The organism is Soonwooa sp. (genome assembly GCF_030151385.1).
GTDB lineage: Bacteria > Bacteroidota > Bacteroidia > Flavobacteriales > Weeksellaceae > Soonwooa.
The window spans coordinates 77,055-103,142 of sequence record NZ_JASLDS010000026.1; the positions used below are offsets into that span (position 1 = coordinate 77,055).

Consider the following 26,088-nt stretch of genomic DNA (forward strand, 5'->3'; position numbering starts at 1 on the left):
GAATGAAGACAAATAACATTAATACTATTTGAGTTCATGTAAAACTGTAGTGGCCCAAAAATCCAGTTCCGACTCTTTTTTAGTTATGGTTTCCAATGAAAAATTTCCTTGCTGATAATTCCTTTCAAGCACTTTTCTTTGATAATCAATCAATTGTAACTCCAATGTGAGATAGGCTTTTTCCCAGTCTAATTGCGGATTGTTTTTGGAAAGATTTTCTTCCTCATGGCAAGGTATTTCTTCCTTTTGAAGTTTAGCAATCATTACTTCTCGTACATCTTGGGGAGCATGTTCTTGTGTTGGAAAATGATGCAAATAGGAAATCGATTGTTCTAACAGAATTTTATTTAAATCAAAATCATCATTAGAAGTCTGCGGTGTTGGTTTAATCAATTTTATTAATCTTGGCAATGTGATTCCTTGAATAATTAATGTCAATAAAATCACTACAAACGATAGGAATAATACGGTACTTTTTTGGTTGATATTTTCTCCTGATTGATTACTTATGGGAAGTGCAAATGCTGCTGCCAACGAAACAACGCCACGCATCCCTGACCAAGAAAGTATTAAATATTCTTTGTTTGTCTGATAAAAATCGCCTTTAGATTTTTCGGTTTTTTTATCATTGAAAATTGGAAATGAAAATAATACGATAAAGCGCACAATCACTAAAATTAAAAAAATCAAGAAACCATAAAAAACCAATATCAGTATTTGTGAGGATGGAATATTAGAAATAATGCTTGGTAGCTGCATCCCCAAAAGTAAAAACACCAATCCGTTGAGTATAAATATGATTACTTCCCAGAAATGTCCCATTTGGATTCGACTATTGGTCGTAAAAATAGAAAATGAGTTCCAAGAAAGATACATTCCTAAAATTACCACTGCCAATACGCCAGAGCAACCTAAATGCTCGGCAAGGCTATAAGCCGCAAATGGTAGTAATACGACTGCAAAAGTTTCTACGTTACTGTCATTATTTAAGAATCTATGTGCCTTTAAAAACAGAAAACCAATAAATAGCCCTATAGCAAGTCCACCAAAAACACCTAAGACAAAATGAAAACCAGCTTCCCATAATGAAAATGAACCGCTAACAATGGCGATTACTGCAAATTTATAGGTAATCAAAGCGGAGGCATCATTCAGTAAACTTTCACCTTCTAATATGGTGGTTAGCTTTCTGGGAATAGGGATGTTTTTTGTAATGCTTGTCGCGGCAACGGCGTCTGGAGGAGAAATAATAGCCCCCAAAACAAAAGCTAATGCCCAACTAAAATTAGGGATAAAAGTATGGACAAATACGGCTACGATTGTTGTTGTAAGAAATACCAACCCAAAGGCGAGTATGGAAATACGGGGTAATTCCTTTTTAAAATCCGGAATGGAAGTATTCCAAGCTGCATCGAATAAAATGGGAGGAAGAACGACGTAAAAAATCAGCTCTGGATTCAAATCCATTGAAGGTAATAAATGGGTAAGACTCAAAACTAAGCCAGCAATTACCAATAAAATTGGCAACACTATTTTCACCTTGTCTTTTACCGAGATGATGATAATGAATATAATTGAGAGCCATATTATTTTTTCTAATTCTTGCATAATTTCACAATTTTTCGCAAAATTATCGGTTGCAATTATCCAGAACTATGACTTACATCAAAAAATATTTGGCCATTTGCCGAGTCAGCTGCGGAGGTAAAATAATGGGATAATACTTGTTAAAAATATTATCCCAAATAGCTTTATTATTTCTAAACCATCACAACCAAGCGCTTTCCAGCTTCAATATTCATATCCCAAACTTTTTCAATATCCTTTAAATCTGTTTGATGGGTTTCTATTTTCAAAACACCATTGGCAGCCAGTTGAAACATTTCGGGCAAAATTTCGGTAATCAGCAATTGCATTTCATGGCGGCTCCAACTTCCCAATCCCGACCCAGAAATCTGAATATTAGTTCCTCTTAAAATAGAAGATGATAAATTGATGCTATCATTAATCATTCCGCCGACTGTCACATATCGTGTATGGTGCGAAAAGCTTCCATCTCCCTTCAACGCAGCCAAAATAGATTCGGCACTGTTGCCCCAAAGGTAATCAATAACGATGTCGATAGGTGTTTCTTTGTGAAGTGCTTTTACTTTTTTAATAAATTCCTCGTTACCGATATGCAAAGAGATTATTTCATCAGCGCCCAAAGCTAATAATTCTTGCAAAACTTTTTCATTTCTGCCCGTCGCAATAATCTTTTTTGCACCATAGTGTTTGGAAATTTGTACCGCAAGCTTACCTGTAACGCCGGTTGCACCGTTAATTATCACCGTTTCTCCCTTTTGCAACTGAGCTCTGAAGCGCAATGCCATCGCAGAACCCATCACTGCATTGGGAAGCGCAGAAGCGGTTGCATCATCTATATTTTTAGGCAAAATCACCATTTTATCTTTGGCTACAATGGCTTGCTCTGCCAGCATTCCGCTTATTCCTATTCCGTAAATTTTAGTACCGTCAGCCAAAATGCCAACGCCATCTCCGCCAACAACTTTTGGTTTTTGTTCTTCATTTATTGTTGAATAATGCTGACCACTTGCCCGCATTTTGTCTAAATTTTTAATAGCGCAAGCCTTAATAGAAACTAAAACATCGTTATCTCCACTAATATTTGGTTCTTCGAAATCTTCAACGAATTTTGGTAATTCACCTTTTTTAAATACTACTGCTGCTTTCATAATAGATTGTTTTAAAATTTTAAACAAAATTACAATCAGAGCTAAAAGCCAAGCGATAACATTTGTTACTAAAAACTATTTCTTTTTAATCAGTTTATTTTTAATCCTGCTAAGATGCACCGACGAAATGCCAAGATAGGAAGCGATATAATGCTGTGGTACACGTTTTATAATTTGAGGTCTTTCTTTCATTAAATTAAGGTAACGCTTCTCTGGTGTATCTTTTATCGTGGAGAAAAAGTAGTTCATATAATCGAAAGTCCGCTGAAATATTTTATCAATATACATATCCCTCAAATACGGGATTTCTTTTACTTCGGAAAGAATTCTATCCAAATCCTTATTGTGTATCCACCAAATCACACAAGGTTCTACCGTTTCTATATGAACCACACTCGGCATGTTTTTGAAAAAACTTTCCAAAGAGCCCACCGCCTCCTTTTCAAAGAAAAACTGCAACGTAACTTCTTTTCCATCGTTATTAAACCAAACCCGAATGCAACCTTTTTCGATGATAAACATCTTTTTGGCAATTTCATTTTCCTGCAAAAGAATTGTTCTCGGCGCTACCTCAATTTTATGGAAACATGAAAAATAATCATTCCATTGCTGGTCTGTTAGTTGTAATTTTTGTTTTAATTCTTCAAACATTCGCCAATTATTAGGTTTGAGTAAAATTACAATTTTAAATGAATGACAAATAAGAAAGATGATGTAGTTTAACAATCAAAAAATTATCTGGCGTTTCGCCCAAAGAACTTTCCAAAAACGAAAACGACCGATTTTTACAATTCTTAGTTTATTCGGCGAAATAACTTTGCAGAAAAATAAATCAAATGTTATTATCAAATAAAAAAGTTGCCATCATTGGTGGCGGTCCTGCGGGATTGACTTTAGCAAAATTATTAGTGTTGAAAGGCGTTGACGTGAAAGTCTACGAAAGAGATACCGACCGAAATGCTCGTGTGCAAGGTTCCCCTTTGGATTTACACGACGAATCGGGTTTGGCAGCGCTCCGAAAAGCGGGATTGCTGGAGGAATTCAAGAATAGTTTTATGGCTGGCGCCGACCGAATGCAGATTATGAACGAAAAAGCTGAGATTTTCTACAGCGACCACGATCATAAAGTTTTGGAGGATTTTGGAGCTGAACATTTTCGACCAGAAATTGACCGCGGTGTGCTGCGTCAGATTTTATTAAACGCTTTGCCAGAAGATGTTGTGGTTTGGGATAGTTATTTTATTTCAATGGAAAAAGATGGCGAAGGTTTGCTTTTAAAATTCAAAAATAGAAAACCTGAATATGCCGATTTGGTGATTGCTGCAGATGGAGCGAATTCTAAAATTCGTCCGTATGTAACGGATATCAAAGCTTTTTATTCGGGAATTACGATGCTGGAAGGTACTATTTACGATGCCGAAAATAAAGCACCAAATATTTTCAAACTTTTGAAAGGTGGTAAAATCATGGCTTTTGGCGATAATCAAAATATCTTGATGGGACAAAAAGGAAATGGCGAAATCGGTTTTTATGCCAGCATTCGAGTGGATGAAAATTGGTCTTTGGAAAATGGTTTAGATTATAAAAATAATGCACAATTGTTAAATTGGTTCCAAGCAACTTATCCCGATTGGTCAATTATTTGGGAAGAATTGTTTACGAGCGCTGAGTATTTTGTTCCGCGACCAATCTATTGTATGCCTTTCGACCAAAACTGGGAAAGTCGAGCTAATTTAACTTTGATGGGCGATGCTGCGCACGTGATGCCGCCATTTGCTGGCGAAGGTGTAAACATGGCGATGCTTGATGCTTTAGAATTAAGCGAAGCGTTGACTTCTGACGAATTTTCGAATACTAAAGATGCTATCAAACATTACGAAATCAATATGCGCAAAAGAGCTTCGGAAATTGCAAAAGAGTCTTTAGAAAATGGTGACAGAATGCATGCTTCAGATGCTTTGGAAACGATGCTTTCGTTTTTTCAAGGGCATTGATTTATTTGCAAATAATTGGGTTTAAATAAATTTGCTTGACTTAAAGGACAAAAAATTATCTTTGAATAATTGTTTTAAACATATCAAAAAATTAAGTCACTAAAACCGTGAAGTTAACTTTTCAAAGCTATCCTACAAAGGTCAAAATTTTGCTTTCCGCAATGCTATTCGGTTTTGCGATTGGTACAACGACGCATATTTTTGACTTATTAAATAACGGTTGGATATTAAATCCCGAAGTTCCAAAATGGAAAAATACCTTTTGGGTTTCGCTGACTTTTTTGGACTTTTTAGTTGTTGTTTTACTTTTAACAAAACTAAAATTGGGACTTTTGTTGGGCAATATCATTGTTATTACAGATGTTTTGATAAACACCAACTTTTTAAAATTCGACAGACTTGGCTACGATGACGATTACAAAATTTATCTACAAGTTGTTTTTGCGATTTATGTGATTGTTGCAAGCGTTTTTATTTTCCGAAATTATCTAAAATCTTAAAAACCAAAAAACCTACAAAGCGTCGTATTTTGTAGGTTTTTTTTAGGTTTATAAATTTCGAATTGAATGATTAATGATATTAAAAAACGCAAAGGCGCAAATCTTTGAATCATAACAAATCTTATTAAGGCGCAAGAAAATCAAAGATTTTCATTTTTTGCAAGTTCAATTTATCGACGATAAATTCTTTGCGCCTTAGAAAAAATATAGTTTTTACAAATCATTAGCGCCTTTGCGATGTTAAATATTTTACAAAAATTCAAATTCTAAAACTCGATATCCCAAATTCCGGTTTTGCGTTCGAGGTCGATAAGCGCTTTTGCGTTGTCGGCAAGAAGCTGGAAGTAGTTTTGGCGCGTTTCGTTGTAGGTACGTTGTGCGTTTAGAACTTCCAAAATCGAGCTTTCACCGCGTTTGTAACCGTAGGTAATTCCCTCCAAAATACTTTTAGCATCAGCCAACATTCCGTTGTGGTATTGCTTTAGTTGCTTTTGCGTCGCCTGATATTGTTGGTAGGCTTGGGTTACTTCGGCACGAATACTTTTTTCGGCTTGTTGGTATTCGATTTCGGCTTGCGAATTTGCCATTTCTGCAATTTTGAGGTCGGCATTTCTTTTATTCGAAAACTTTAGAGGAATACTAACACCCAACTGAGCAGCATTTACGGCAGGTGATGGCGCAATATCGTTGGTCGCTGTCGTGTTGTGAGACATCCCAGCGGTTAATCCCAAATCGATTTTGCGATTGGCTTTTTCCAAGTTGATTTGGCTTTGCGTCACTTTGGTATTTTGTTTTGCAGCCAAAAGGTCTGCACGAGTATTCAAAGCTTGTGTAATTAAATCATCAAGGTTAAAATCTCGGTTAAAACTTTCAAAATTTCCCTCCACATCTGCGGGAGCCGCGTCGCTTCCTAAGAAAACAGACAATCCTGTAATCGCTTGTTGGGCATCGCTTTCGGCTTGGTAAACATCGTTGAGTAGGGAAGAAGCTTCTAATTTACTTTGCTTCGACGTTACCAAAGAAATTGCACCAAATTTATAACGGATACTATCGGATTTTGCCAGCTGATTCATGTTTTTGTAAGAATCTTTTTGAACATCCAAAAGTGATTTTGCCTTTAGAGCATCAACATAACTGGAAGTCGCATCAGCACGAAGATTTCTGAAGAAATCCTCTAACTGAATTTTAGACAATTCCGAATTATTTCTTGCCAAATCGATTCTGGCTTTTCTTTTTCCACCCATTTCCAAAGTCCAGCCGATGTTTCCGCCGATGGTGTAACCCATTTGACGATTAATTCCGTTGTCGCTGCCGTCCAAACCCAATTGCGGGTCTGGGAACATACTTGCCGTTCGTATTGCGGCTTCGGACATGCTAACGTTGTATTTTTGTGCGGCGTAAGAAAGGTTTTTGCTGCCTACCTGATTCAGGAATTCCTGAAAAGTGAGGCTTTCGTTTTGTTGCCCTTTAACCCCAAAAATTGAGGTGGCAAAAAGGGCAATTCCTGCGATATAATGTTGAATATTAAGCTTCATGAGTTTCAATTTTTTTATTTCCGAATTTGCGCTCTATCATATAATACAAAGCTGGTAGAACAAATAAGGTTAAAACCGTCGAGAACATCAGTCCATACACGATTACGGTTGCCAAAGGACGTTGAACATCCGAGCCGATTCCTGTTGCCAATGACGCTGGAAACAATCCGATAACGGCAACGGTTGCAGTCATCAAAACTGGTCGGAAACGGTCGTGAGCACCTTTGGTAACGGCTTCTTTGAGGTCAACTCCTTTTTTGCGCAAATCGTTGATATGCGAAATCATAATCACTCCATTTTGGATGGCAACGCCGAAGAGTGCGATGAATCCTACTGCCGAAGAAACGTTGAGCGTCATTCCGCGGACATTAAGCGCTAACATTCCGCCAAATAATGCTAAAGGAACGATGGACATCAAAACGCTTGCTTGTTTTACATCCCCAAAAGCGCCATATAAAAGCAAGAACATAATTGCCAACGCCAGCGGCACGATGAATGCCAAGTGCGAATATGCACGGTTTTGGTTTTCAAATTGTCCACCCCATTTGATGTGGTACTTCTCGTGGTCGTACTTCACATCATTTTCGATTTTTGCTTGTGCTTCTTTTAGGAACGATGAAAGGTCGCGGTCTCTAAGGTTTAGTTTTACCGTTAAATGACGCTTGTTCATCTCTCTGGTAATCGTACTTTCACCAGTTGTTAATTTAACTTCGGCAACTTGCGAAAGCGGAATTTTTGCTCCCGAAGCAGACGTCAACATTAGACTTCCAATTTTGTCTGGCGTATCGCGGCTATCCTCGGTGTATCGGCAAGAAATGTCATAAACTTTGTTCCCGATAAAGATTTGAGAAATCGCTTTTCCTCCCAAGGCAACCTCGATAAGGTCTGCAACATCCGAAACATTTAATCCATATTGCGCCACTTTATCACGGTCAGCGATGATTTGCAACTGTGGCAATGGCGGTTCTTGGTCAATTGCTAAATCGGCAGAACCAGGCGTTTTCTCCAAGGTTTTCATCACGCTTTCCGCAATTCTACGGGTTTCTTTGAAATCGTCACCGTAAACTTTCACCACCAATTCACTGTGTGCACCAGAAATTTTATCCATTACACCATCAATCATCGGTTGCGAGAAACCTACCGTGAAACCTGGCATTTTCTTGTATTCGGCATCCAGTTCTTTAATTAAATCCGCTTTCTTTTTGCCTGCTGGCCATTCTTTATAAGGTTTTAAACCTACGGAAACTTCGAAGTGAGAAGCTGTCCAAGGGTCGGTTCCGTCGTCGTTTCGTCCCGCTTGTACCATCATGTAAGTGATTTCTTGATGCTTCATCGTCGTTTCGCGAAGTGCGTCACTCATTTCTTTTGCTTTTGCTAAAGAGATTCCTGGCGGCAACTGAACTTGAAGCCAGATAGAACCTTCATCCAATTCGGGCAAGAAGTCTTTTCCAACCGTGAATGACAGAATTCCAGCAGCAGCAAGAACTATACTTAAAGGAAGAATAATCTTCTTTGGGCGTTGCATGATTTTTTCAATGCGTTTTCCGTAAGAATTACTCAGCCTTTCAAGCCATTTGTTATGATATAATTTTTGAGGTTTTCGGTAAATAACATACGCGATACCTGGAATTAAAAGCAAAGCCACAGCCAACGCACCAAACAAAGCATAACCAACCGTGAAAGCCATTGGCGTGAAGAGTTTCTTTTCTACTCTTTCGAACGCGAATAACGGCATATAAGCGGTGATAATGATGATGGTTGAGAAGAAAACTGGTTTTGCCACTTCAATCACACGTTGGGTAATTGTTTTTTCTTCCAAAGCCTCTTCTGGATTGTCTTCACGTTTTTTAAGAATGGTTTCCAGCATTACAATTGAGCCGTCCACGATGATACCAAAATCGATAGCACCCAAGGATAGCAAGTTGGCAGGAATATTGGTAAAACGCATCAAAATAAATGCAAACAACAAGGATAGCGGAATGGTAATCGCCACCAAAAGCGCGCCTCTCCAGCTTCCTAAAAACACGATTAACACTACGATTACAAGAACAATGCCTTCTGTCAACGTATGCGAAACGGTGTTAAGAGTAGTCTTCACCAAATCGGTTCTGTCCAAATAAGCATGAATGCGAACGCCTGGCGGAAGTATATCTTTGTTAAGCTCGTCAATCGCTTCATGAACGCCTGTCAATACTTCGGACGGATTTTGTCCACGCAATAAAAGGACGATACCTTCAACACCTTCGGGAATATTTATTTTTCGGTCTGTGTAGCCTAAAATTCCCTTTCTTTCAAGGTTTCCATATTTTAGATTTCCAACATCATTTAAAAAAACGGGAACGCCATTTTGAGTTTTAACAACGATTTTTCCTAAATCATTTAAATCTTTAACCAAACCAATTCCACGGATAACGTAGGAAAGGTCGCCACGTGTCAGCATACTTCCGCCGGCGCTAAGGTTGTTTTTGGAAATGGTTTCGGTAACATCTGCAAGCGAAAGTCCGTATTGCTCCAATTTGTGCGGGTCTAATTCGATTTGAAACTGTGTGGTAATTCCACCAAAGTTGGTAACATCTGCAATCCCCGAAACTTGTTTAATCCTCGGAATAATCACGAAATTTTGTAAATCCGTTAATTCGCGGAGACTGTGGTTATCACTCTCGATAACGTAGCGATAAATCTCACCAATAGGCGATGTAAGCGGGTCTAAGCCTGGCTGAGCATTGTACGGAAGATTAACATCCGAAAGTCTTTCTTGGATACGTTGTCTCGCCCAATAATCGTCGATTCCATCATCAAAAACGATGGTAATAATTGAAAGACCAAACGTACTTTTGGAACGCATCACGTGCATCCCAGGAAGTCCATTTAGAGAGCGTTCCAACGGAATTGTGATTTGCTGTTCTACTTCTTCGGCGGCCAATCCAGGAACCTGCGTCACGACCTGCGAGGTAACGTCGGCAATGTCGGGATAGGCTTCCACCGATAATTTGGTCCAGGAGTAATAGCCGAAAAACGCGAGCAACACGAAGAGTGCCAGCATCAGCCATCTTTTCTGTATAGAGATTGTAAGTAATTTTTTCATTTAAAAAAGTTTTTGTCAATCGAACAAAGCTTGAACAAAATTTTATTGCGCATCCAAAAGATAAATTCCACCTTCGGACATAATCACGTCGCCGTTTTGAAGTCCCGACGTCACTTTCACCGTTTTTTCGGTAGATTCGCCAGTGGTAATTTTGCGTTTTGTGTATTTATTTTTACCTGATTTTAACCAAACATATTGCTCGGAATCTTTTTGCATAATTGCGGTAACAGGAATTAAAATCGCCGTTTCTGGCGTTGTAGCGTAACTTACGGTAGCAAACATCCCAGGTTTTAACTTGCGATTTGGATTGTCGCATTCGATAAGGACTTTAAGACTTCGTGTTGCCTCGTCCACCATTTCGTCGATGTGATAGACTTTTCCAGTGATCTTGTTGTCTGGATAAGCGCTCACTTTTACCGAAACTTGGTCGTTGACATTAATGAAGCGAATATCCTTTTCTTTAACCTCGCCTGTAATCCAAACTTTAGACAGCTCGGCAATGATTACAACAGGCTCTGCATCGTCTTTTAGGTATTGTCCGTTCACGATTTTGTTGGACACAATTTCGCCCCTAATCGGTGCTCTCACGATAAGTGGACTTCCCAAACCGCCGCCACGACTGTTGTAAACCTTCAAGGCAGAAGATGCGTTCGAAAGAGCTGTTTTTTTATTTTTAAAATCGGTTTCGGCTTCTTCCAATTCCTTCTGAATACCAACACCATGCTTCACCAAATCCTGCTGACGACGGTAGTTTTTCTCCGCCAACTGAACATCGTTAAGAGCATCCGTATAATCTTTTTGAACCGAAAAATAATCAGACGAAAGGATTTCGAAAATCGGACTTCCCTCGGAAACGGTCTGCCCCAATCTCACAAAAGATTTGGTAATTCGTCCCGAAAAAGGACTCGCAATTTCTGCGTAATGATTGGGAATTGCTTGTATAGTTCCAGCGGAAACGATGTCGTCGCTATGCGTCTGTTCGCCGATGGTTACGGTAGAAATTTTCTTCAAAATCGGGTTGTTGTCGGGAATGCTCACACTTCCGTCAACAAGTTTTAGGCTTTGCTCTTCCGTTGTTTCGGTTTTTTTGCCACCACAAGCGCACAAAATTGCCAGCAATGAAAGGCTGAATAGTGTTTTTTTCATAAAACATCTAATTGGTTAATAATTTATATTTAAAATATCTTCTCTATTGTTAATGAATTAACGTTTTTTAACAAAGTGTAAAAGTAATATGCTATATTTAGTTAAGGCATTAGAGATTCATTAGAAATTGACTGAAATACCTTATTTTAATAAGATTTAATATTGTCTAAACCTGAAATTCATTTTGAATTTTCCTCTTGAATAATCATAATTTCTTTTTTGGTTTTTCTTTCTATCGTAGGCAAATCCTTTGTGCTTTTTAGTAGTTTAATTTTTGTTTCTAAATAGCGTCTTTGTGTAATTAAAAGTAAAGCTGCGCAGCTCATTGTTATTCTATTTTAAATTAAAATCTTAATCATTCTCAGAAGCGATAATTTCCCAACTTACTTTTATCACTTTATCCTCGATGGTTAGTCTGCTGGCGATTTTTTCGATTAAAGCATCTTGAGGTTTGGAAGCATGAACTTCGGCGGTGATAATCGCATTTTCGGGAACGCCGTTGTCATCGCTGGTTAGCGACTTTAATAAAACAGAATCTGTCCCACTAAGGCTTTGCATCAACAAAACACGAATATGGTTTTCGACCTCGTTTTTGCATTTGATGTACAAAAGATATTCGGTGTATTCTTCGCGATTCGCCATTTTGGAACGAAGCCGATTGCTGACAGGACGTAAAAAGAAGTGAATAGCAACGATAAAAAGTGCGGTAATTGCCGCCTCGGGAAAAAGTCCTAAAGCCGCCAAAGAGCCTACAGAAGCCGAACACCAAATGGTTGCCGCTGTGTTGAGCCCGCGAACGGTAAAGCCGTCTTTCATAATGACGCCACCGCCCAAAAAGCCGATGCCGCTTACGATATACGAAGCGATTCTGCCAGTTGCGTCGCCGCCGATTCGGGTTGATAAAAGGATAAATGCTGCGGAACCCACGCAAACCAAAGTGTTGGTGCGAAGTCCTGCGCTTTTTTGATGCCATTGGCGCTCGAATCCGATGAATGCACCGAGCACAAATGCCGCAGATAGACGAAGTGTGAAATCTAATAAAGTCATTTTTTTACAGGTTTTTTGCAGCTTCGAAAGCACGCCTGTAAAAAGCCGTTTCTTAAGAAGCTAAGATTTGAAAATTGGTGATGGAGGAAAATCAGTTTCCATAATGTCTTTGTTTTTTAACGTTGCAAAAGTAGGACGAATGCGGTGGATGGGTCGTTAGAGAAGTATTAGGATTTTATTAGAAAAGTATTAGAGAAAAATCCTGTGAGAGTTCTCGATACGCTTCGCTACTCGAACTGACGAGGTGGTTAGGCTTGTTTTAAATTTTTCTTTAATTCAAAAGAAATTACGTCAAAGCAGGAAAGGGAATACTAAAAACCGCTATTTTATTTTCGGAGGAAGCGGACTATAAGCCTTGTCAAGGTTCAGAACCTTGACAAGGCTTGTTGCTCATACGAAGTTTTGGAAAAGTAATTTTGTCTCGGTTTCTATGAAACGTTTTACTTCATTATTTAAAAAAAAATCTTTCTCAGATTCAAAAGAAATCACGTCAAAGTCGCAAAGGAAATACTAAAAACCGTCGTTTGGTTTTCGGAGGAAACGGAAATATTGGCATGATGAAGTTTTACAATTTTTTCGGTTAAGAAAAGTCCGATGCCGTGACCTTTTTGTGCAGAAGTATTTTTACTGCGGTAAAAAACCTGAAAAAGATAAGGCAAATCTTCTCTTTGAATTTCGGTGCCGTGATTGAGGAAAGAGATTTTTAAACCTGATTTTTCTTTACTTAAATCCAAGAAACATTTCTTATCAAAGCTATATTTGCAAGCGTTTTCGATAAGATTGTTGAATGCTACTTTTAGCAGATATTCATTACCGCGAAGCATTAAATCTTCTTCCTCCAAATCGTCGCTGATGTTGATAGAAATATGATAAGAAGGATTTTCTTTTAAAACTTGAGCATAAGAATCCAAAAGAACTTCATCGGCACGAAGCTCGGTGAAGCTGATTTCATCGGCGTCGTAGCCTGCTTTGGCAAGGTCCATTAAACTTTGAGAAAGGCGATTCATATTTTGGGCATCTTCCAAAATGCTGCTTAAAGTTTGTTGATATTCCTCGGGCGTTCTTGCGCGTTGAAGTGAAATTTCGGTTTCGGAAATCATCGCTGCCAAAGGCGTTCGTAGCTCGTGAGAAATATTGCTGACAAACTGTTTTTGAGAATCAAAAGAGTTTTCTAAACGTTCTAACATTTGGTTGAAACTTTGCGCCAATTCCGATAATTCGTCTTTGTCTTTGCCGATATTTAGACGTGTTTGAAGTTTTCCAGCAGTGATGTCTTTAATTCGGGAAGCCATATCGCCAACGGGTTGCAAAGCTTTTTGAGAAAGAAAAATCCCCGCAAAATAAATAAAGGCACTGATGCTGGCGAATGCAATTAAAATAATCACCAACAAATTATTAATTGAATTTTTGCCATAAGTATCGTTGGCAGCTGCCGTTATCGCGTAGTTTTTGCCATCAATTGGATACAAAATTCCGATGCTTTGTATGTCGTGGTCGGTGTGACGAAATTTCTTTCCAGAGATTATCGACGCAATCATTTCGGGCGTTTCCTTCAGGTAATCGACTTTTGCATCGTCGTGATAAATCAAATGAAAATCACGGTCATAAATCGCAACCTGAACTTCATTTAAGGTTCGGTTATTAGTGCTGTACAATTTATGCATTTCCTTTTCGGAAAGGCTGCTGGTAAAGTACAAATCGGCTTTTGCGATGGCTTCGTTTTGAAGTTGTGTATAGAAAGAATTTTCGCGTTCTCGCTCGGATGAAAAATAAATAACCGCACCAAAAATTCCCGTTAAAAGCATGGCTATCAACGTGAAGAGTAGGGTTAGGCGCGTTCTTATTTTCATAATGGGAGAAAATTTAAGATTCTTTTTTTAGCATAAAACCCATTCCAGGTTTGGTGTGAATCAGCTTTACATCGAAGTTTTTATCGATTTTTTTTCTTAAATAATTAATGTAAACATCGATGAAATTGGTTCCTGTGTCAAAATGTGTTTCCCAAACATTTTCGGCAATTTCGGTGCGAGAAAGCACACGCTCGGGATTTTCCATCATGTATTGAAAAAGTTTGAACTCTTTGGGCGTTAATTTGATTTCGAGTTTATTTCTGAAAACCGTTTTTTCATCAAGATTTAGCAAAACATCCTCGTATTGCAAAATACTTTTAGGAGCAGAAATAATTCCTGAATTTCGTTTTAAAAGAACCTTTATCCTTGCGATTAATTCGCGCATTTCAAAAGGTTTCGTCAAATAATCATCAGCGCCAGCGTCAAAACCTTCCAACTTTTCGTCGGTCGTTCCCAAGGCGGTAAGCATGATAATCGGCAATTCAGGATTCGAAATTTTTAATTCTTGACATAATTCGAGACCATTTTTTTTAGGTAAAATAATGTCGGTAATCACCAAATCGACATCCGTTTGTCGAGCCAATTTTAGTCCCATTTCGCCATCGTAAGCGTTAAGAACTTCAAAACTAGCTTCGGTTAAACCTTTGCTGATAATCTTCGAAAGCTTGTCGTCGTCTTCTACGAGAAGGATTTTAATGTTTGTCATTTTCTGGATGCAAAGCTGGAATATTTCCGTTTTTATAAATTACTTGTAAGAAGGAGAAAACCATCGCCGTGGACCAACCCACTAACATAATACCATTAATAGCCTCCAAACCTGCTAAAATTCGCCATTCGGAATCGATAACCACGTCGCCATAGCCAATCGTGGTAAAGGTAATTAACGAAAAATAAATGGATTCCGAAAAACTCGCCAAACTCGATATATGGGGATTAAGGTAATAAACTGCCGCCCACAAAGTACATTGTCCACCATGAAGCAAAGTGAAAAACATCATCAAAAATACCAACATTACGAATGAACTAATAAGGTCACTTTTCTTGCGCCAACGCTTATATTGTGGAATGAAAATCCTTAGGAAATATAGGGTAGAAAGCGCCTGAACAATAACATTGCACGCGACCACCAAAATACCGACAAGTACGATTTTGAACATAGCGCAAAGGTAGCGAGATTATAAGAGAATTTGCTATTCTAATGGATAGAATTGATTTTTGTTAATCATGTTTAATCAAAATCCAACCGTTTTTTGTCTTGCCTTTTCCATCAGTGAAGATGTACCAGTAGGTTCCTGATTTGAAATTTTTATAATCTTGAAAAGTCGTATTTGAGTCGAATATTGCCATTAGCTTACCAAATCGATCAAAGATTGTCAATTTTGCAGATGGTACTTTGCTGAGGAAGTTGAGTTTAATTTGATCATTTTTGCCGTCACCATTTGGAGTAATAACATTGGTGATATTTAAATATAAATATTCGGTTTGGGAAACGCAATTTGTGCCAATGGTTCTCACCTGGACAATATATAAATCTGGTTTCTGAATATTAAATGAATTGCTCGTTTGCCAAGGAATTAATACATTTTCTTCACTGTCTAGAAGTTGATATTCATAAGTCGGTGTGCCAGCAATGACATTAATATTAATATAATTATTAGCTAATTCGTCAATATTAATATTTGAGTTGTTAATAAGTGGGATAGTGGTACTAAATATGTCAGCACATTGTCCCTTGTCTGGAGTAAAGGTATAGGTTATTTCCTTTTGATTATCAATATCCGGCGACCAAGTACCTTTAATTCCGTTATCTGACGTTGTAGGCAAAGGTGGATAAGTTTGATTAAAACAAATCTTGTCGAAGTTAGAAAATATAGGTTTGGTTTTAGGATTTACTAAAATTTTGGAAGTAATTGAAACTGATTTATCACAAATATTATTAGTAAAATGGGTTACTTTTAGTTCTTGCTCAGTTTTTACGCTCGGGATTTTAATTTCAAAATGACCTGTATTATCAATAGTAACTGACTGTGTTGACCCATTGTTTAAAGAGTATTCTACTTTATCATTTGGTGTACTTCTAATTGTGAAAATAGCCTCATCTTCTTCCTCGCAAACAGGACTATTATTTTCAATAGTTGGGTCATTACAGGTAACGCCACATACAGAAACTTCCGGTGTTATTACAAAGTTGTAAGCCATTTCTACACCATCACTTACGGTTCCGTCACCCATCGAGCCATCAATATGATGACCAGCATAACCATAATGCGAAGTACCTTTTTTAATAACTGCACTGCAATGGCTACCTATTTCGCAAAATGTAATAATGTCAGTTGATGAAATGCCATTTGAGATTCCCCAATAATGGAAATCTCCGTTTTTTTCTCTACCGATCATGTAAGATCCGTTACTACCAGCGGTGTAGTATTTCCCATCAGTTGTGATTATTCCAGTGTTGCTTCCCCAACTTTGATGTTCTCCCGTAGAAACCCAAACAATGTTATTAACAGGGCTGCCATCTGTGTATCTGGAAATAGCCCATGTCTTTTGTCTCTTTTTTATGTAGGGGAATGTTCCTAACTGTCCCCATTCATTATATCCAAGTACGAAAAGTTGTCCCAGATCATCTAACGCGAAATATGATGCCGTATCAGATTGGCCTGTTCCCATTTGGATCATCTTGATTTTAGAAATACCATCTGGCATGACCATTTTGGTTGCGTAATCTAAAGATACATTTGCTGCTGCTTGGTTTGCTCCTAATTGAACATTGTCACCCCAAGTCCATAGCGAGCCATCTTTTTTTAAGGCATATCCTTTTGCGCTTTGCCCACGACAGACGATGATATCTTTAAGTGGTGCAGTAGGATTTTCCATTACCTGATGCCACATATCATCACTTCCTTGTTTTCCATTAGCCCAAGCTTCTGGGCTTTTGCTAAGGACATATACCTCGCCTGTGCACGTTGTCAAGATTAATGTATAAGTTGAAGCGAAAAGCATTTTTACATCTTTAGGCATTACTCCTGCTGGCAGACCGTCGGACTTAGAGTTAACGGTTATCTTGTCAAATTCAGCGGTAGATTTAATACTTGATGGAATCACAGATTCCGGAGCACCGCCGACAAATAAACCTTCGGTAGTCAATACAATCAATTGAGCATTGCCTAAGTAGGAACCTACTGTAACTTTTAAAATATCACCGCGCAAGTTTGGGTAATTTTCTTGGTTTATAAATTGGGGAACACTTGCTGCTGTCATACCATCCGATTTTCCGTTCGCACCCCAGACCTTCCATTGGCCAAAAGCATCTTTAACTACTGACGTATGAAAGGCAACGGTGAAATTATCATATTCTATGAGATTTGGATCATTACCTGAATATAATCCACTATTAGGATTACAATCCGAAAAGGTATCACATTGAGAATAGAACAGGATTGAAATAAAATATGCTAAAACTAATAGAGATTTTTTCATATTTATAAAAAGATTTGTATTTAAACGTTTTGCGATTGTTAGTTTATATTGATAAATCTACAAAAAATAATAGATAATATTATGACTTAGATAAATGAAAATTCTAAATTTTTCCTATTAGTCGTAAAAGTTTTATTTTTAAATTCTAAAATATTATTGATGAAGAAAGATATCTTTGTTATCGCTGTGTTGCTTTTATGTTCGAGTTTTGTTTTCGCACAAAAAACCGAAACCAAGAAAATAGAAAGTGGGGAAGTTTATAAAAAATATAAAGGCGATAAACTCGATAGCCTCGTAGTTTCTATGTATGCCATGAATTACGGCAATCATTTGGTTTTCACAAAAACTGATAAAGAAATTATTGGGAAAAGTATCGACGATAAAAACTCTTTGCTAAAATTTGGCGTGAAAAATGGAAAGCAATACAAATCGTTTTTCTACAAAAATCAACAAACTATTTCGGTAGAGACAATAGATTTTGACATCAATAATTTGCCTAAAAATGCAAGAGTGACGGGAGGTTATTTTGCGAATTCATTTTTTTATGTTGTAGTAGTTTCCAATTATGAAAAACTTGGCGACGATAATCCAGACAAAAGTTTGAAGCTATTTCACCGATTAAATATTGACCCAAAATTAAATTCTTTGGATTCGATTTTTGATAATATTGCGCAATTCTTCTCACAGGAAGATGCTCTTTTGAAAATCTACTATGGAAAATATGCCGAGAAAGTCCAACCGCAAGGAACTGCTTGGTTAAAAACCAATAGCCAAGGGAAAATCACCAATGGAATCATTTGGAAAAGTGATTCTAAAGATTCTAAAACAGGAAAGTATGACATTTACAAATCAGGAAAAGTTATAAAATCCGGAAACGAAAGTTTAGAGAAATTTCAAGAAACTTTTGAAACTTACATGTCTTCTAATAATGAAATATAAAGCAAAAAACCTCGCCATAGCGAGGTTTTTTATTGTTTCGAGTTTCATGTTTAAAGTTATGTTCAAAAGCGAAACTTCCAACTTTAAACCTTAAACTTCCAACTCTTAATAATGTCCTTTCTCCACAAAATGTGCAGCAATTTTCTCTGTAAGTGCTACAACATTTGGAGTGTTGGTGTATTTCGTGAATCTTCTAAGACCAGACAACATCATTCTTTGCTCGTCGCCTTCTGCGAAAGAAACGATACCTTCTTTAGCTGCTGTGATGATTTTCTCAACCGCTTTGTAAAGGTTCAATTGAGCCATTGCTGCTTCTACTGAATCCGCTGAGAAGTGTTTTTCAGCTCTTAGGATTGCAGATTCTGCCATATAAATTTGGTTCAAAATCTCAGAAGCGTTTAACAATAGATGTTGTTGCTTTTCGATATCCATCATGTATTTCTGAAGCGCTGCACCAGAAACCATCAAGAATACTTTTTTCAAGTTTGCGATAATTGCTTTTTCTTCGCTCATGTAAGCCGAATAATCTGGAACTTCGAAAGATGGAATTCCCATCAACTCTTTAGAAATCGCCATTGCAGGAGTTAAAAGGTCTAATTGCCCTTTCATAGCACGCTTAATAAGCATTCCAACTGCAAGAAGTCTGTTGATTTCGTTGGTTCCCTCATAAATTCTTGAAATTCTTGAATCTCTCCAAGCTGCTTCCATTGGTGTGTCTTCTGAGAAGCCCATTCCACCGTAGATTTGGATACCTTCATCAGCTGTATGTTGTGCTAAATCCGAAACGAAAACTTTTAGAATTGAACATTCAACCGCGAATTCTTCAACACCTTTCAATTCTGCTTCTTGGTGATTCATTCCACCAGCTACCAATTCGTCGATTTTATCCTGAACATCTTTTGCAGCACGGTAAGCACCAGCTTCTGAAACGAAAGTTCCTGTTGCCATTTCAGCCAATTTCTTTCTGATAGCTCCGAAAGTTGAAATCGAAACACCAAATTGTTTTCTTTCGTTCGCGTATTGAATTGAATGATTTAAAATTCTTCTTTGAGCATCCAAACAAGCCGCTGCCAACTTGATACGACCAACGTTCAATGCATTTAAAGCTATTTTGAAACCGTTATTTCTTTCCCCCAACATATTTTCCACTGGAACCTTCATATCGTTGAAGAAAACTTGTCTCGTAGAAGACGCGCGGATTCCCAATTTGTGCTCTTCTTCACCTAAAGTAAGAGAATTTGGATCTTCCAATTCAGAGCGATTGATTACGAAACCAGTGATGTTTTTATCATCATCAATTTTTGCGAAAAGCGTGAAAGTATCTGCAAAACCTGCGTTAGAAATCCACATTTTTTGACCGTTGATGATGTAATGTTTTCCATCAGCCGAAAGTGTCGCTCTTGTTTTTCCTGAATTCGCATCCGAACCTGCATCAGGCTCTGTTAAACAGTAAGCTCCGAATTTTGCTCCCGCTGCTAAATCAGGAAGATATTTTGATTTTAAAGCTTCAGAACCGTACAAAAGGGTAGGGAGCGTTCCAATTCCCGTGTGCGCACCGAAAGCCGTAGCCAACGATCCCGTAGCACCAGAAAGGTAGTCGCAAGCCAACATCGTGTTGATGAAGCCCATTCCCATACCGCCATACTGCTCAGGAACGGTGATTCCCAACATTCCCATTTCGCCTAATTTTTTCATACATTCTTCCGTGAATGCATAATCTTTATGTTCGAATTTTTCTCTATTCGGAACTACTTCTCTGTCGATAAACTCTTTTGCAGAGTCGCGAAGCATTTTTTGTTCTTCATTCAGTTCCTCCAAAGAGAAGATTTCGTTTGCTGGGATTTCCTTAATTAGAAACTCACCGCCAGTTAAATTTGCCATTATTTATTGTGATTTTATTTTATTAAAGTAGTTCATAAATCGCTGCTGCACCTTGACCAGTTCCAACGCACATCGTTACCATTCCGTATTTTTGGTTACGTTTTTTCATTTCGTCGAATAACTGAACCGCCAATTTTGCTCCTGTACATCCAAGTGGGTGACCAAGTGCGATTGCGCCTCCGTTTACGTTTGTGATTTCTGGATTGATTCCTAACTCATTGATTACGGCAACCGATTGAGAAGCAAATGCTTCATTAAGTTCGATTAAGTCGATGTCATTTAGTTGAAGTCCAGCTTGTTTTAATGCTTTTGGTACTGCATAAACTGGTCCCATTCCCATAATTCTTGGCTCTAAACCTGCTGCAGTGTAAGAAACTAATCTTGCTTCTGGCTCTAAACCAAGTTCTTTTACCATTTCTTCGGACATTACGATTACGAAAGCCGCGCCGTCTGACATTTGAGAAGAGTTTCCTGCCGTTACGCTTCCGCCTTGTGCGAAAACTGGTTTTAATTTTGCCAAACCTTCCAAAGAAGTATCTGCTCTTGGACCTTCATCCATTGCAAATTCTACTTTTTTGGTTTGCAATTTTTGATTTTCGTCGATAAAAGTATATTCTACGGGCATTGGAACGATTTGGTCTTTGAATCTTCCTTCTGCAATCGCTTTCAAAGCTTTTTGATGAGATTTAAAAGCAAATTCGTCCTGAGCTTCTCTTGAAACATTGAATTCCTTAGCTACCGCTTCCGCCGTGTATCCCATTCCCCAATAATAATCGGGATTTGATTTTGCTAAAATAGGGTCTGGAACGGGTTTGTAACCACCCATTGGAATATAACTCATCGATTCTGTACCACCTGCGATGATACAATCAGCCATTCCAGATTGGATTTTTGCAGTCGCAATCGCAATCGCCTCCGAACCTGATGCGCAATATCTGTTGATGGTAACGCCTGGAACTTTGTCGGTGTTTAGTCCCATTAAAGAGATTAAACGCGCAACGTTCAAGCCTTGTTCTGCTTCTGGCATTGCATTTCCAACGATAAGGTCGTCGATTCTGTTTTTATCTAATTGCGGAACGTCAGCCATTAGTTTTTCGATAACTGTTGCTGCCATTTCGTCGGGTCTTGTAAAGCGTAGTGAGCCTTTTGGAGCTTTTCCAATCGCTGTACGGTAACCTTTTATAATGTATGCTGTTTTCATTTTTTGTTAATTAAAATTAATTTTTCTTTGCTTTTTGCCTCGTAGAGGTTTTCTGTTAATAGCCTAGGATTTGAGCGGTAAGCGGAGCTCCGTAGGAGCGACCTGTTAATCTTCTATCCAATCGAATAAATATTTAGAATCATATTCAATTTCAAATTTTTGCATGAAGTCTAAATATTCTTCTCGAAATGATTTATTTTTATGATGTTCTTCTTGATTTAAAATATATTTTACAACGGTATCTACACTGCTTTTCGAATATGAAAATGCACCATAACCTTCTTGCCAATGGAATTTTCCATTCATCCATTTTTTATCATTGATAAATTTTGATGAACCTGCTTTAATATCTCTAACTAAATCAGAAATAGAAATCGCTGGACTCATACTGACAAGCAGATGCACATGATCTGGCATTGCAAATACCGCAAATAATTTTTGTCCTCTGTTAGTAACAATCCCTGAAATAAATTTATGCAACTCCTCTCTGTTTTCTTTCGAAATCAAGTTTTGTCTTCCACTAACAGCGAAAACAATTTGGATATAAATTTGTGTGTACGTGTTTGCCATAACAATTATCAGGTCGCCTCTACGAGGTTCAACAAAATAAATTCACTTTCTGCTATTAACAGGTCGCTCCTACGGAGCTTCCCACTAATTACGCAACGGTTTCCCAGTTTGTAACATGTGCTGAATTCTCTCAAGAGTTTTTCTTTCGCCACAAAGGGAAAGGAAAGTTTCTCTTTCAAGATTCAATAAATATCTCTCGGAAACGGCAGTTGGCTCAGAAAGATTTCCGCCTACCATTACGTTTGCTAATTTATCTGCAATTTTCTTGTCGTATTCTGAAATATAATTTCCAGCAAGCATTTGGTCAGTACCTACGTAGAACATACCCAGAGCATCTTTACCAAGAACCGTCACTTTTTGCTCAATAGGTTGCGTGTAACCTTGCTCAGCCATAAGTTTAGCCACTTTTTTAGCCTCAGCAATTTGACGTTTTTTATCAACAACAACGATGTCTTTTCCGTGCTCCAAAATTCCCATGTCGTAAGCTTCGTAAGCCGAAGTCGCCACTTTAGCCGTTGCGATATTCATGAAAGCGTCGCGAAGTCTGTTGGTTTTAACATCGTCTTTCATAAACTCTCTGCAAGTTCTCAACGTCAATTCTTTGGTACCACCACCGCCAGGAATTACTCCAACGCCAAGCTCCACCAATCCGATATACGTTTCTGCAGCAGCAACAACGCGGTCAGCGTGAAGCGTCATTTCGCAACCACCACCCAAAGTCATTGTGTGAGGAGCAACTACAACAGGAATCGACGAGTAACGAATTCTCATCATCGAGTTTTGGAAATATGCAATCGCCATATTCAAGTCGTCCCAATCTTGGTCAACCGCCATCATCATAATCATCGCCAAATTAGCACCAACCGAGAAGTTAGCACCTTGGTTTCCGATTACCAATCCGTCGTATTCTTTTTCTGCAAGGTCGATTGCTCGGTTTAGTCCATCAAGAACTTCACCACCCAAAGAATTCATTTTAGAATGAACTTCGAAGTTGATAATTCCGTCTCCTAAATCTAAAATCGAAGAACCAGAATTGCTCCAAAGTGTTTTGTTTTTTCTGATATTATCAAGGATGATAAAGGCTTCCTGACCTGGGATTTGGTCGTAGTTACCTGTGTTTTTATCGTAGAAAATACTTTGACCTTCATCATTAACTTTATAGAAAGTTTCATTTTTAGAAGCCAATTCTTTAGCCCAATCCGAAACTTCGTAACCCGCTTCTTTAGCCAATTCGATACCTTTTTGAACGCCTACAGCATCCCAAATTTCGAAAGGACCATTTTCCCAACCGAAACCAGCTTTCATCGCATCGTCGATTTTGTAGATGTCGTCAGAAATTTCAGGAACTTTGTGAGAAACGTATGCGAACATCGCTCCCAAGGTCAATCTGTAGAATTCGCCAGCTTTATCTTTACCACCGATTAAAACTTTGAAACGGTCCAAAGGTTTTTCTATCGTTTTTGTTAATTCTAAAGTTGGGAAACTTACTTTTCCTTGCGTTTCGTATTCTAAAGTATCAAGATTTAATCTTAAAATATCTGAGCTTCCATCGGCGTTTTTAACTTTTTTGAAGAAACCTTGACCCGATTTTGAGCCCAAGAAATTGTTATTCATCAAAAAGTCGATGTAGCTCGGCATTGCAAATTGGTCCTTGAACATATCTTGCTCAACACCACTTTCGCGAACGCCGTTAGCCACGTGTACCAACGTATCCAAACCTACAACATCCGCCGTACGGAAAGTCGCTGATTTTGGACGACCGATAACTGGTCCAGTTAATTTATCAACATCAGAAATGTTTAAACCTAATTTCTGAATCGTATTAAAGATGTTCATAATCCCGAAAACACCGATTCTGTTAGCGATAAAAGCTGGCGTATCTTTTGCCAAAACAGTGGTTTTTCCAAGGAATTTCGCTCCGTAAGACATGTAGAAATCTACAACTTCTGGAAGCGTGTGCGGCGTTGGAATAATCTCCAACAACGGCAAATAACGAACAGGGTTGAAGAAGTGTGTACCTGCGAAATAATCTTTGAAATCATCGCTTCTGCCTTCTGTCAAAAGATGAATCGGAATCCCCGAAGTGTTCGACGAAACCAAAGTTCCTGGCTTGCGGAATTGCTCGATTTTTTCGTAAACCGATTTTTTGATGTCCAATCTTTCTACAACAACTTCGATAATCCAATCGGTATTCGCGATTTTCTTCATATCGTCGTCGAAGTTTCCTACTTTAATTCTGTCCGCAAATTTTGGAGAATAGAGTAGCGCAGGGCTTGATTTCTGAAGTTTTGCTAAATTTTCGGCGGCAATTCTGTTGCGAACCGCTTTGTCTTCTTTAGTCAAACCTTTTTTTTGTTCAGCTTCAGTAAGTTCGAAAGGAACAATGTCCAAAAGCAATACTTCCACGCCAATGTTTGCAAAGTGCGCAGCAATACCGCTTCCCATGATTCCGGAACCTAATACTGTAACGTGTTTGATTCGTCTTTTCATTATTTTTTATTATTTAATTTTATTGGAATAATGGAATCTTGCGATTTCATTATGATTTTGTATTTAATTTTATTTGAATAATGTTTTATAAAAACACTATGTTATTTCTTGTTATTAAGATCGTTGGCGATTTTTAGAATTTGAGTCATCACTTCCTTGAAAACTTCAAATTTTTCTTGAGGAATGGTTTCAACAACTTTGGTGTTAAAATCAAGAACAACCTTTTTAGATAGATTACGCGATTCGATGCCTTTATCCGTTAACTTAATAATAACTTCGCGTTTGTCAGTCGTCGTTTTTTCTTTATAGATATAACCATTGTCTTCCAAAAGTTTGATAATTCTTGTCAATGACGTTGGTTCGATTGCCATTTTAGGACCAAGATTCGTACTTCTAGTACCTTCTTTTGGGTCAATTTTTAGCAATGTCAATGCTTGTACTGCTGTAGAATTGTATAGCGATGCTTTGTCCGAATACATTTTGGATACAGCTAACCACGCAGATTTAAGTAATAAATCTACACTTTCAACTTTATCAGAATTTTTCTTTTCCATAATAACCATTAAAGTGATTACTCAAAATTAGGAAAATATATTATGCATGCATAGTATATCTAAGTTAAATAAATGTTAAATATTGAGAATCAGTGGGTTAATTGCTATGCTATTCGCAATAAATAGAAAATAAAATTATCTAAAATGTAGATTTTAAGCGAGTTTGTAGCGAATTTTTTATTTCTGAAAGGTTTTTGTGATAACTTAATGAAGAATTTTCGTTAATTGACCACAAATTGTCATTGTAAGTTATTGAAAACGAGGATAAATCTTCATCGAAATTCTTTTGAAGAAATGAAAATAACAATTCTTTTTCGAGTTGTGGCGCGAAAATTTTAGGAGAAACAAATTTAGAATTTATGTCAAAAATATGAGGGTCGAGGAAGTTTTTGTACTCTAGAAGAATTTCTTCCGTTATTCCAGAGCTTAATTTTTGGTCGCGAATCCACCAAATTTTATCAGCAAACTCACGTGCAAGACGCCAATCATGCGACGAAAATAAAATTAATTTGTTTTGCGTTTTTGCCAGTGAACGGAGCAATTTTAAAATAATTAATTTGTTTTCTTCGTCCAAATGCGTTGTTGGCTCATCCAAAATAATAATCGGAGAGTTTTGTGCTAAAGCTCGACCAATAAAAGCTTTTTGAAGATTTCCGTCAGATAAGTGTTGCAGTTGCGTTTGTCGATATTGCTCTAGATTGAGTTTAGAAATAATCTCAGAGATTTCCTTTTTATCTTTTTCATTAATTTTAAAATAATAAGGATAATGAATATACTTTCCAAAGTTGATAAGTTCCTCAACGCTGTAATTGGTTGGGATTTCTGCTTTGGAAAAAACAATTGCAACATCTTCGGCAATAGCTTGTTGAGAAATGGATTTTAAAGATTTTCCATCAATTAAAATATCACCTTTTAAAATTTGATTTTGTTTAAGTAAGGTTTTTATCAATGTTGTTTTACCAACGCCGTTATTTCCCATCAATAGGATGATTTCGCCAAGATTTGCTTCTGTATTAATATCTGAAACCAAATTTTTGTTGTAGCCAATACTTAAGTCTTTCAATTCTAAAAACGCACTCAT

At 37.7% G+C, this 26,088-nt stretch carries 20 protein-coding genes; 3 read left to right on the forward strand and 17 right to left on the reverse strand.

Annotated features, from left to right (window positions below):
• Positions 1–24: 24 nt before the first annotated feature.
• The 3 genes from Q1V95_RS03995 to Q1V95_RS04005 all read right to left on the reverse strand — a co-directional run bounded on the left by Q1V95_RS03995 (position 25) and on the right by Q1V95_RS04005 (position 3,386).
• The gene (locus tag Q1V95_RS03995; RefSeq protein WP_300670531.1) at positions 25–1,608 is read right to left on the reverse strand and encodes a Na+/H+ antiporter; all 1,584 of its coding nucleotides are present in this window, start codon (positions 1,606–1,608) and stop codon (positions 25–27) included.
• Between the two features lie 152 nt (positions 1,609–1,760).
• Positions 1,761–2,735 carry a zinc-binding alcohol dehydrogenase family protein gene (locus Q1V95_RS04000; RefSeq protein WP_300670533.1) on the reverse strand — a complete coding sequence of 325 codons (975 nt, stop codon included), beginning with the start codon at positions 2,733–2,735 and terminating at the stop codon, positions 1,761–1,763.
• Between the two features lie 75 nt (positions 2,736–2,810).
• Entirely contained in the window at positions 2,811–3,386 is a 576-nt protein-coding gene (locus Q1V95_RS04005) for a Crp/Fnr family transcriptional regulator (RefSeq protein WP_300670534.1), read from the reverse strand.
• A 185-nt stretch (positions 3,387–3,571) separates the two neighbouring features.
• Between Q1V95_RS04005 and Q1V95_RS04010 the strand changes: the two genes are divergently transcribed.
• Together Q1V95_RS04010 and Q1V95_RS04015 are read left to right on the forward strand one after the other, a co-directional pair.
• On the forward strand, positions 3,572–4,729 hold the full coding sequence (locus Q1V95_RS04010; protein WP_300670537.1) for an NAD(P)/FAD-dependent oxidoreductase: 1,158 nt from the start codon (positions 3,572–3,574) through the stop codon (positions 4,727–4,729).
• A 107-nt stretch (positions 4,730–4,836) separates the two neighbouring features.
• Positions 4,837–5,229 (forward strand): hypothetical protein, encoded by a 393-nt coding sequence (locus tag Q1V95_RS04015; protein WP_300670539.1) that lies wholly within the window; start codon positions 4,837–4,839, stop codon positions 5,227–5,229.
• A 266-nt stretch (positions 5,230–5,495) separates the two neighbouring features.
• On the opposite strand, the gene Q1V95_RS04020 is transcribed toward Q1V95_RS04015, so the two are convergent.
• The 8 genes from Q1V95_RS04020 to Q1V95_RS04055 form a co-directional block, all read right to left on the reverse strand.
• The gene (locus Q1V95_RS04020) at positions 5,496–6,764 is read right to left on the reverse strand and encodes a TolC family protein (protein WP_300670541.1); all 1,269 of its coding nucleotides are present in this window, start codon (positions 6,762–6,764) and stop codon (positions 5,496–5,498) included.
• Positions 6,754–9,849, reverse strand: coding sequence for a CusA/CzcA family heavy metal efflux RND transporter (locus Q1V95_RS04025; protein ID WP_300670543.1), 3,096 nt, complete (start codon positions 9,847–9,849; stop codon positions 6,754–6,756). Before Q1V95_RS04025 ends, Q1V95_RS04020 begins: the two co-directional genes overlap by 11 nt.
• A gap of 42 nt (positions 9,850–9,891) precedes the next feature.
• Positions 9,892–10,995, reverse strand: coding sequence for an efflux RND transporter periplasmic adaptor subunit (locus tag Q1V95_RS04030; protein WP_300670546.1), 1,104 nt, complete (start codon positions 10,993–10,995; stop codon positions 9,892–9,894).
• Between the two features lie 351 nt (positions 10,996–11,346).
• Entirely contained in the window at positions 11,347–12,042 is a 696-nt protein-coding gene (locus Q1V95_RS04035) for an MgtC/SapB family protein (protein ID WP_300670548.1), read from the reverse strand.
• 485 nt (positions 12,043–12,527) lie between these two features.
• Positions 12,528–13,892 (reverse strand): ATP-binding protein, encoded by a 1,365-nt coding sequence (locus Q1V95_RS04040; protein ID WP_300670550.1) that lies wholly within the window; start codon positions 13,890–13,892, stop codon positions 12,528–12,530.
• Positions 13,893–13,905: 13 nt separating this feature from the next.
• Positions 13,906–14,598, reverse strand: coding sequence for a response regulator transcription factor (locus Q1V95_RS04045; protein WP_300670552.1), 693 nt, complete (start codon positions 14,596–14,598; stop codon positions 13,906–13,908).
• Positions 14,585–15,049 carry a potassium channel family protein gene (locus Q1V95_RS04050; protein ID WP_300670554.1) on the reverse strand — a complete coding sequence of 155 codons (465 nt, stop codon included), beginning with the start codon at positions 15,047–15,049 and terminating at the stop codon, positions 14,585–14,587. The genes Q1V95_RS04045 and Q1V95_RS04050 overlap by 14 nt, the downstream gene beginning before the upstream one ends.
• A gap of 61 nt (positions 15,050–15,110) precedes the next feature.
• The gene (locus Q1V95_RS04055; RefSeq protein ID WP_300670555.1) at positions 15,111–17,102 is read right to left on the reverse strand and encodes a gliding motility-associated C-terminal domain-containing protein; all 1,992 of its coding nucleotides are present in this window, start codon (positions 17,100–17,102) and stop codon (positions 15,111–15,113) included.
• A 429-nt stretch (positions 17,103–17,531) separates the two neighbouring features.
• On the opposite strand from Q1V95_RS04055, the gene Q1V95_RS04060 reads away from it, so the two are divergent.
• A complete protein-coding gene (locus Q1V95_RS04060) occupies positions 17,532–18,311 on the forward strand; it encodes a hypothetical protein (protein ID WP_300670557.1) in 780 nt (259 codons plus the stop codon).
• Between the two features lie 105 nt (positions 18,312–18,416).
• On the opposite strand, the gene Q1V95_RS04065 is transcribed toward Q1V95_RS04060, so the two are convergent.
• The 6 genes from Q1V95_RS04065 to Q1V95_RS04090 form a co-directional block, all read right to left on the reverse strand.
• Positions 18,417–20,192 carry an acyl-CoA dehydrogenase family protein gene (locus Q1V95_RS04065; RefSeq protein ID WP_300670559.1) on the reverse strand — a complete coding sequence of 592 codons (1,776 nt, stop codon included), beginning with the start codon at positions 20,190–20,192 and terminating at the stop codon, positions 18,417–18,419.
• A gap of 22 nt (positions 20,193–20,214) precedes the next feature.
• Complete coding sequence (locus tag Q1V95_RS04070; RefSeq protein ID WP_300670562.1) at positions 20,215–21,393, reverse strand: acetyl-CoA C-acyltransferase; 1,179 nt, start codon at positions 21,391–21,393, stop codon at positions 20,215–20,217.
• A gap of 105 nt (positions 21,394–21,498) precedes the next feature.
• On the reverse strand, positions 21,499–21,963 hold the full coding sequence (tnpA, locus tag Q1V95_RS04075; RefSeq protein ID WP_300670565.1) for an IS200/IS605 family transposase: 465 nt from the start codon (positions 21,961–21,963) through the stop codon (positions 21,499–21,501).
• 84 nt (positions 21,964–22,047) lie between these two features.
• Entirely contained in the window at positions 22,048–24,453 is a 2,406-nt protein-coding gene (locus tag Q1V95_RS04080) for a 3-hydroxyacyl-CoA dehydrogenase/enoyl-CoA hydratase family protein (protein WP_300670569.1), read from the reverse strand.
• Positions 24,454–24,554: 101 nt separating this feature from the next.
• Positions 24,555–25,007 (reverse strand): MarR family transcriptional regulator, encoded by a 453-nt coding sequence (locus tag Q1V95_RS04085; protein ID WP_079665380.1) that lies wholly within the window; start codon positions 25,005–25,007, stop codon positions 24,555–24,557.
• Between the two features lie 139 nt (positions 25,008–25,146).
• Positions 25,147–26,088 (reverse strand): ABC transporter ATP-binding protein, encoded by a 942-nt coding sequence (locus Q1V95_RS04090; protein ID WP_300670577.1) that lies wholly within the window; start codon positions 26,086–26,088, stop codon positions 25,147–25,149.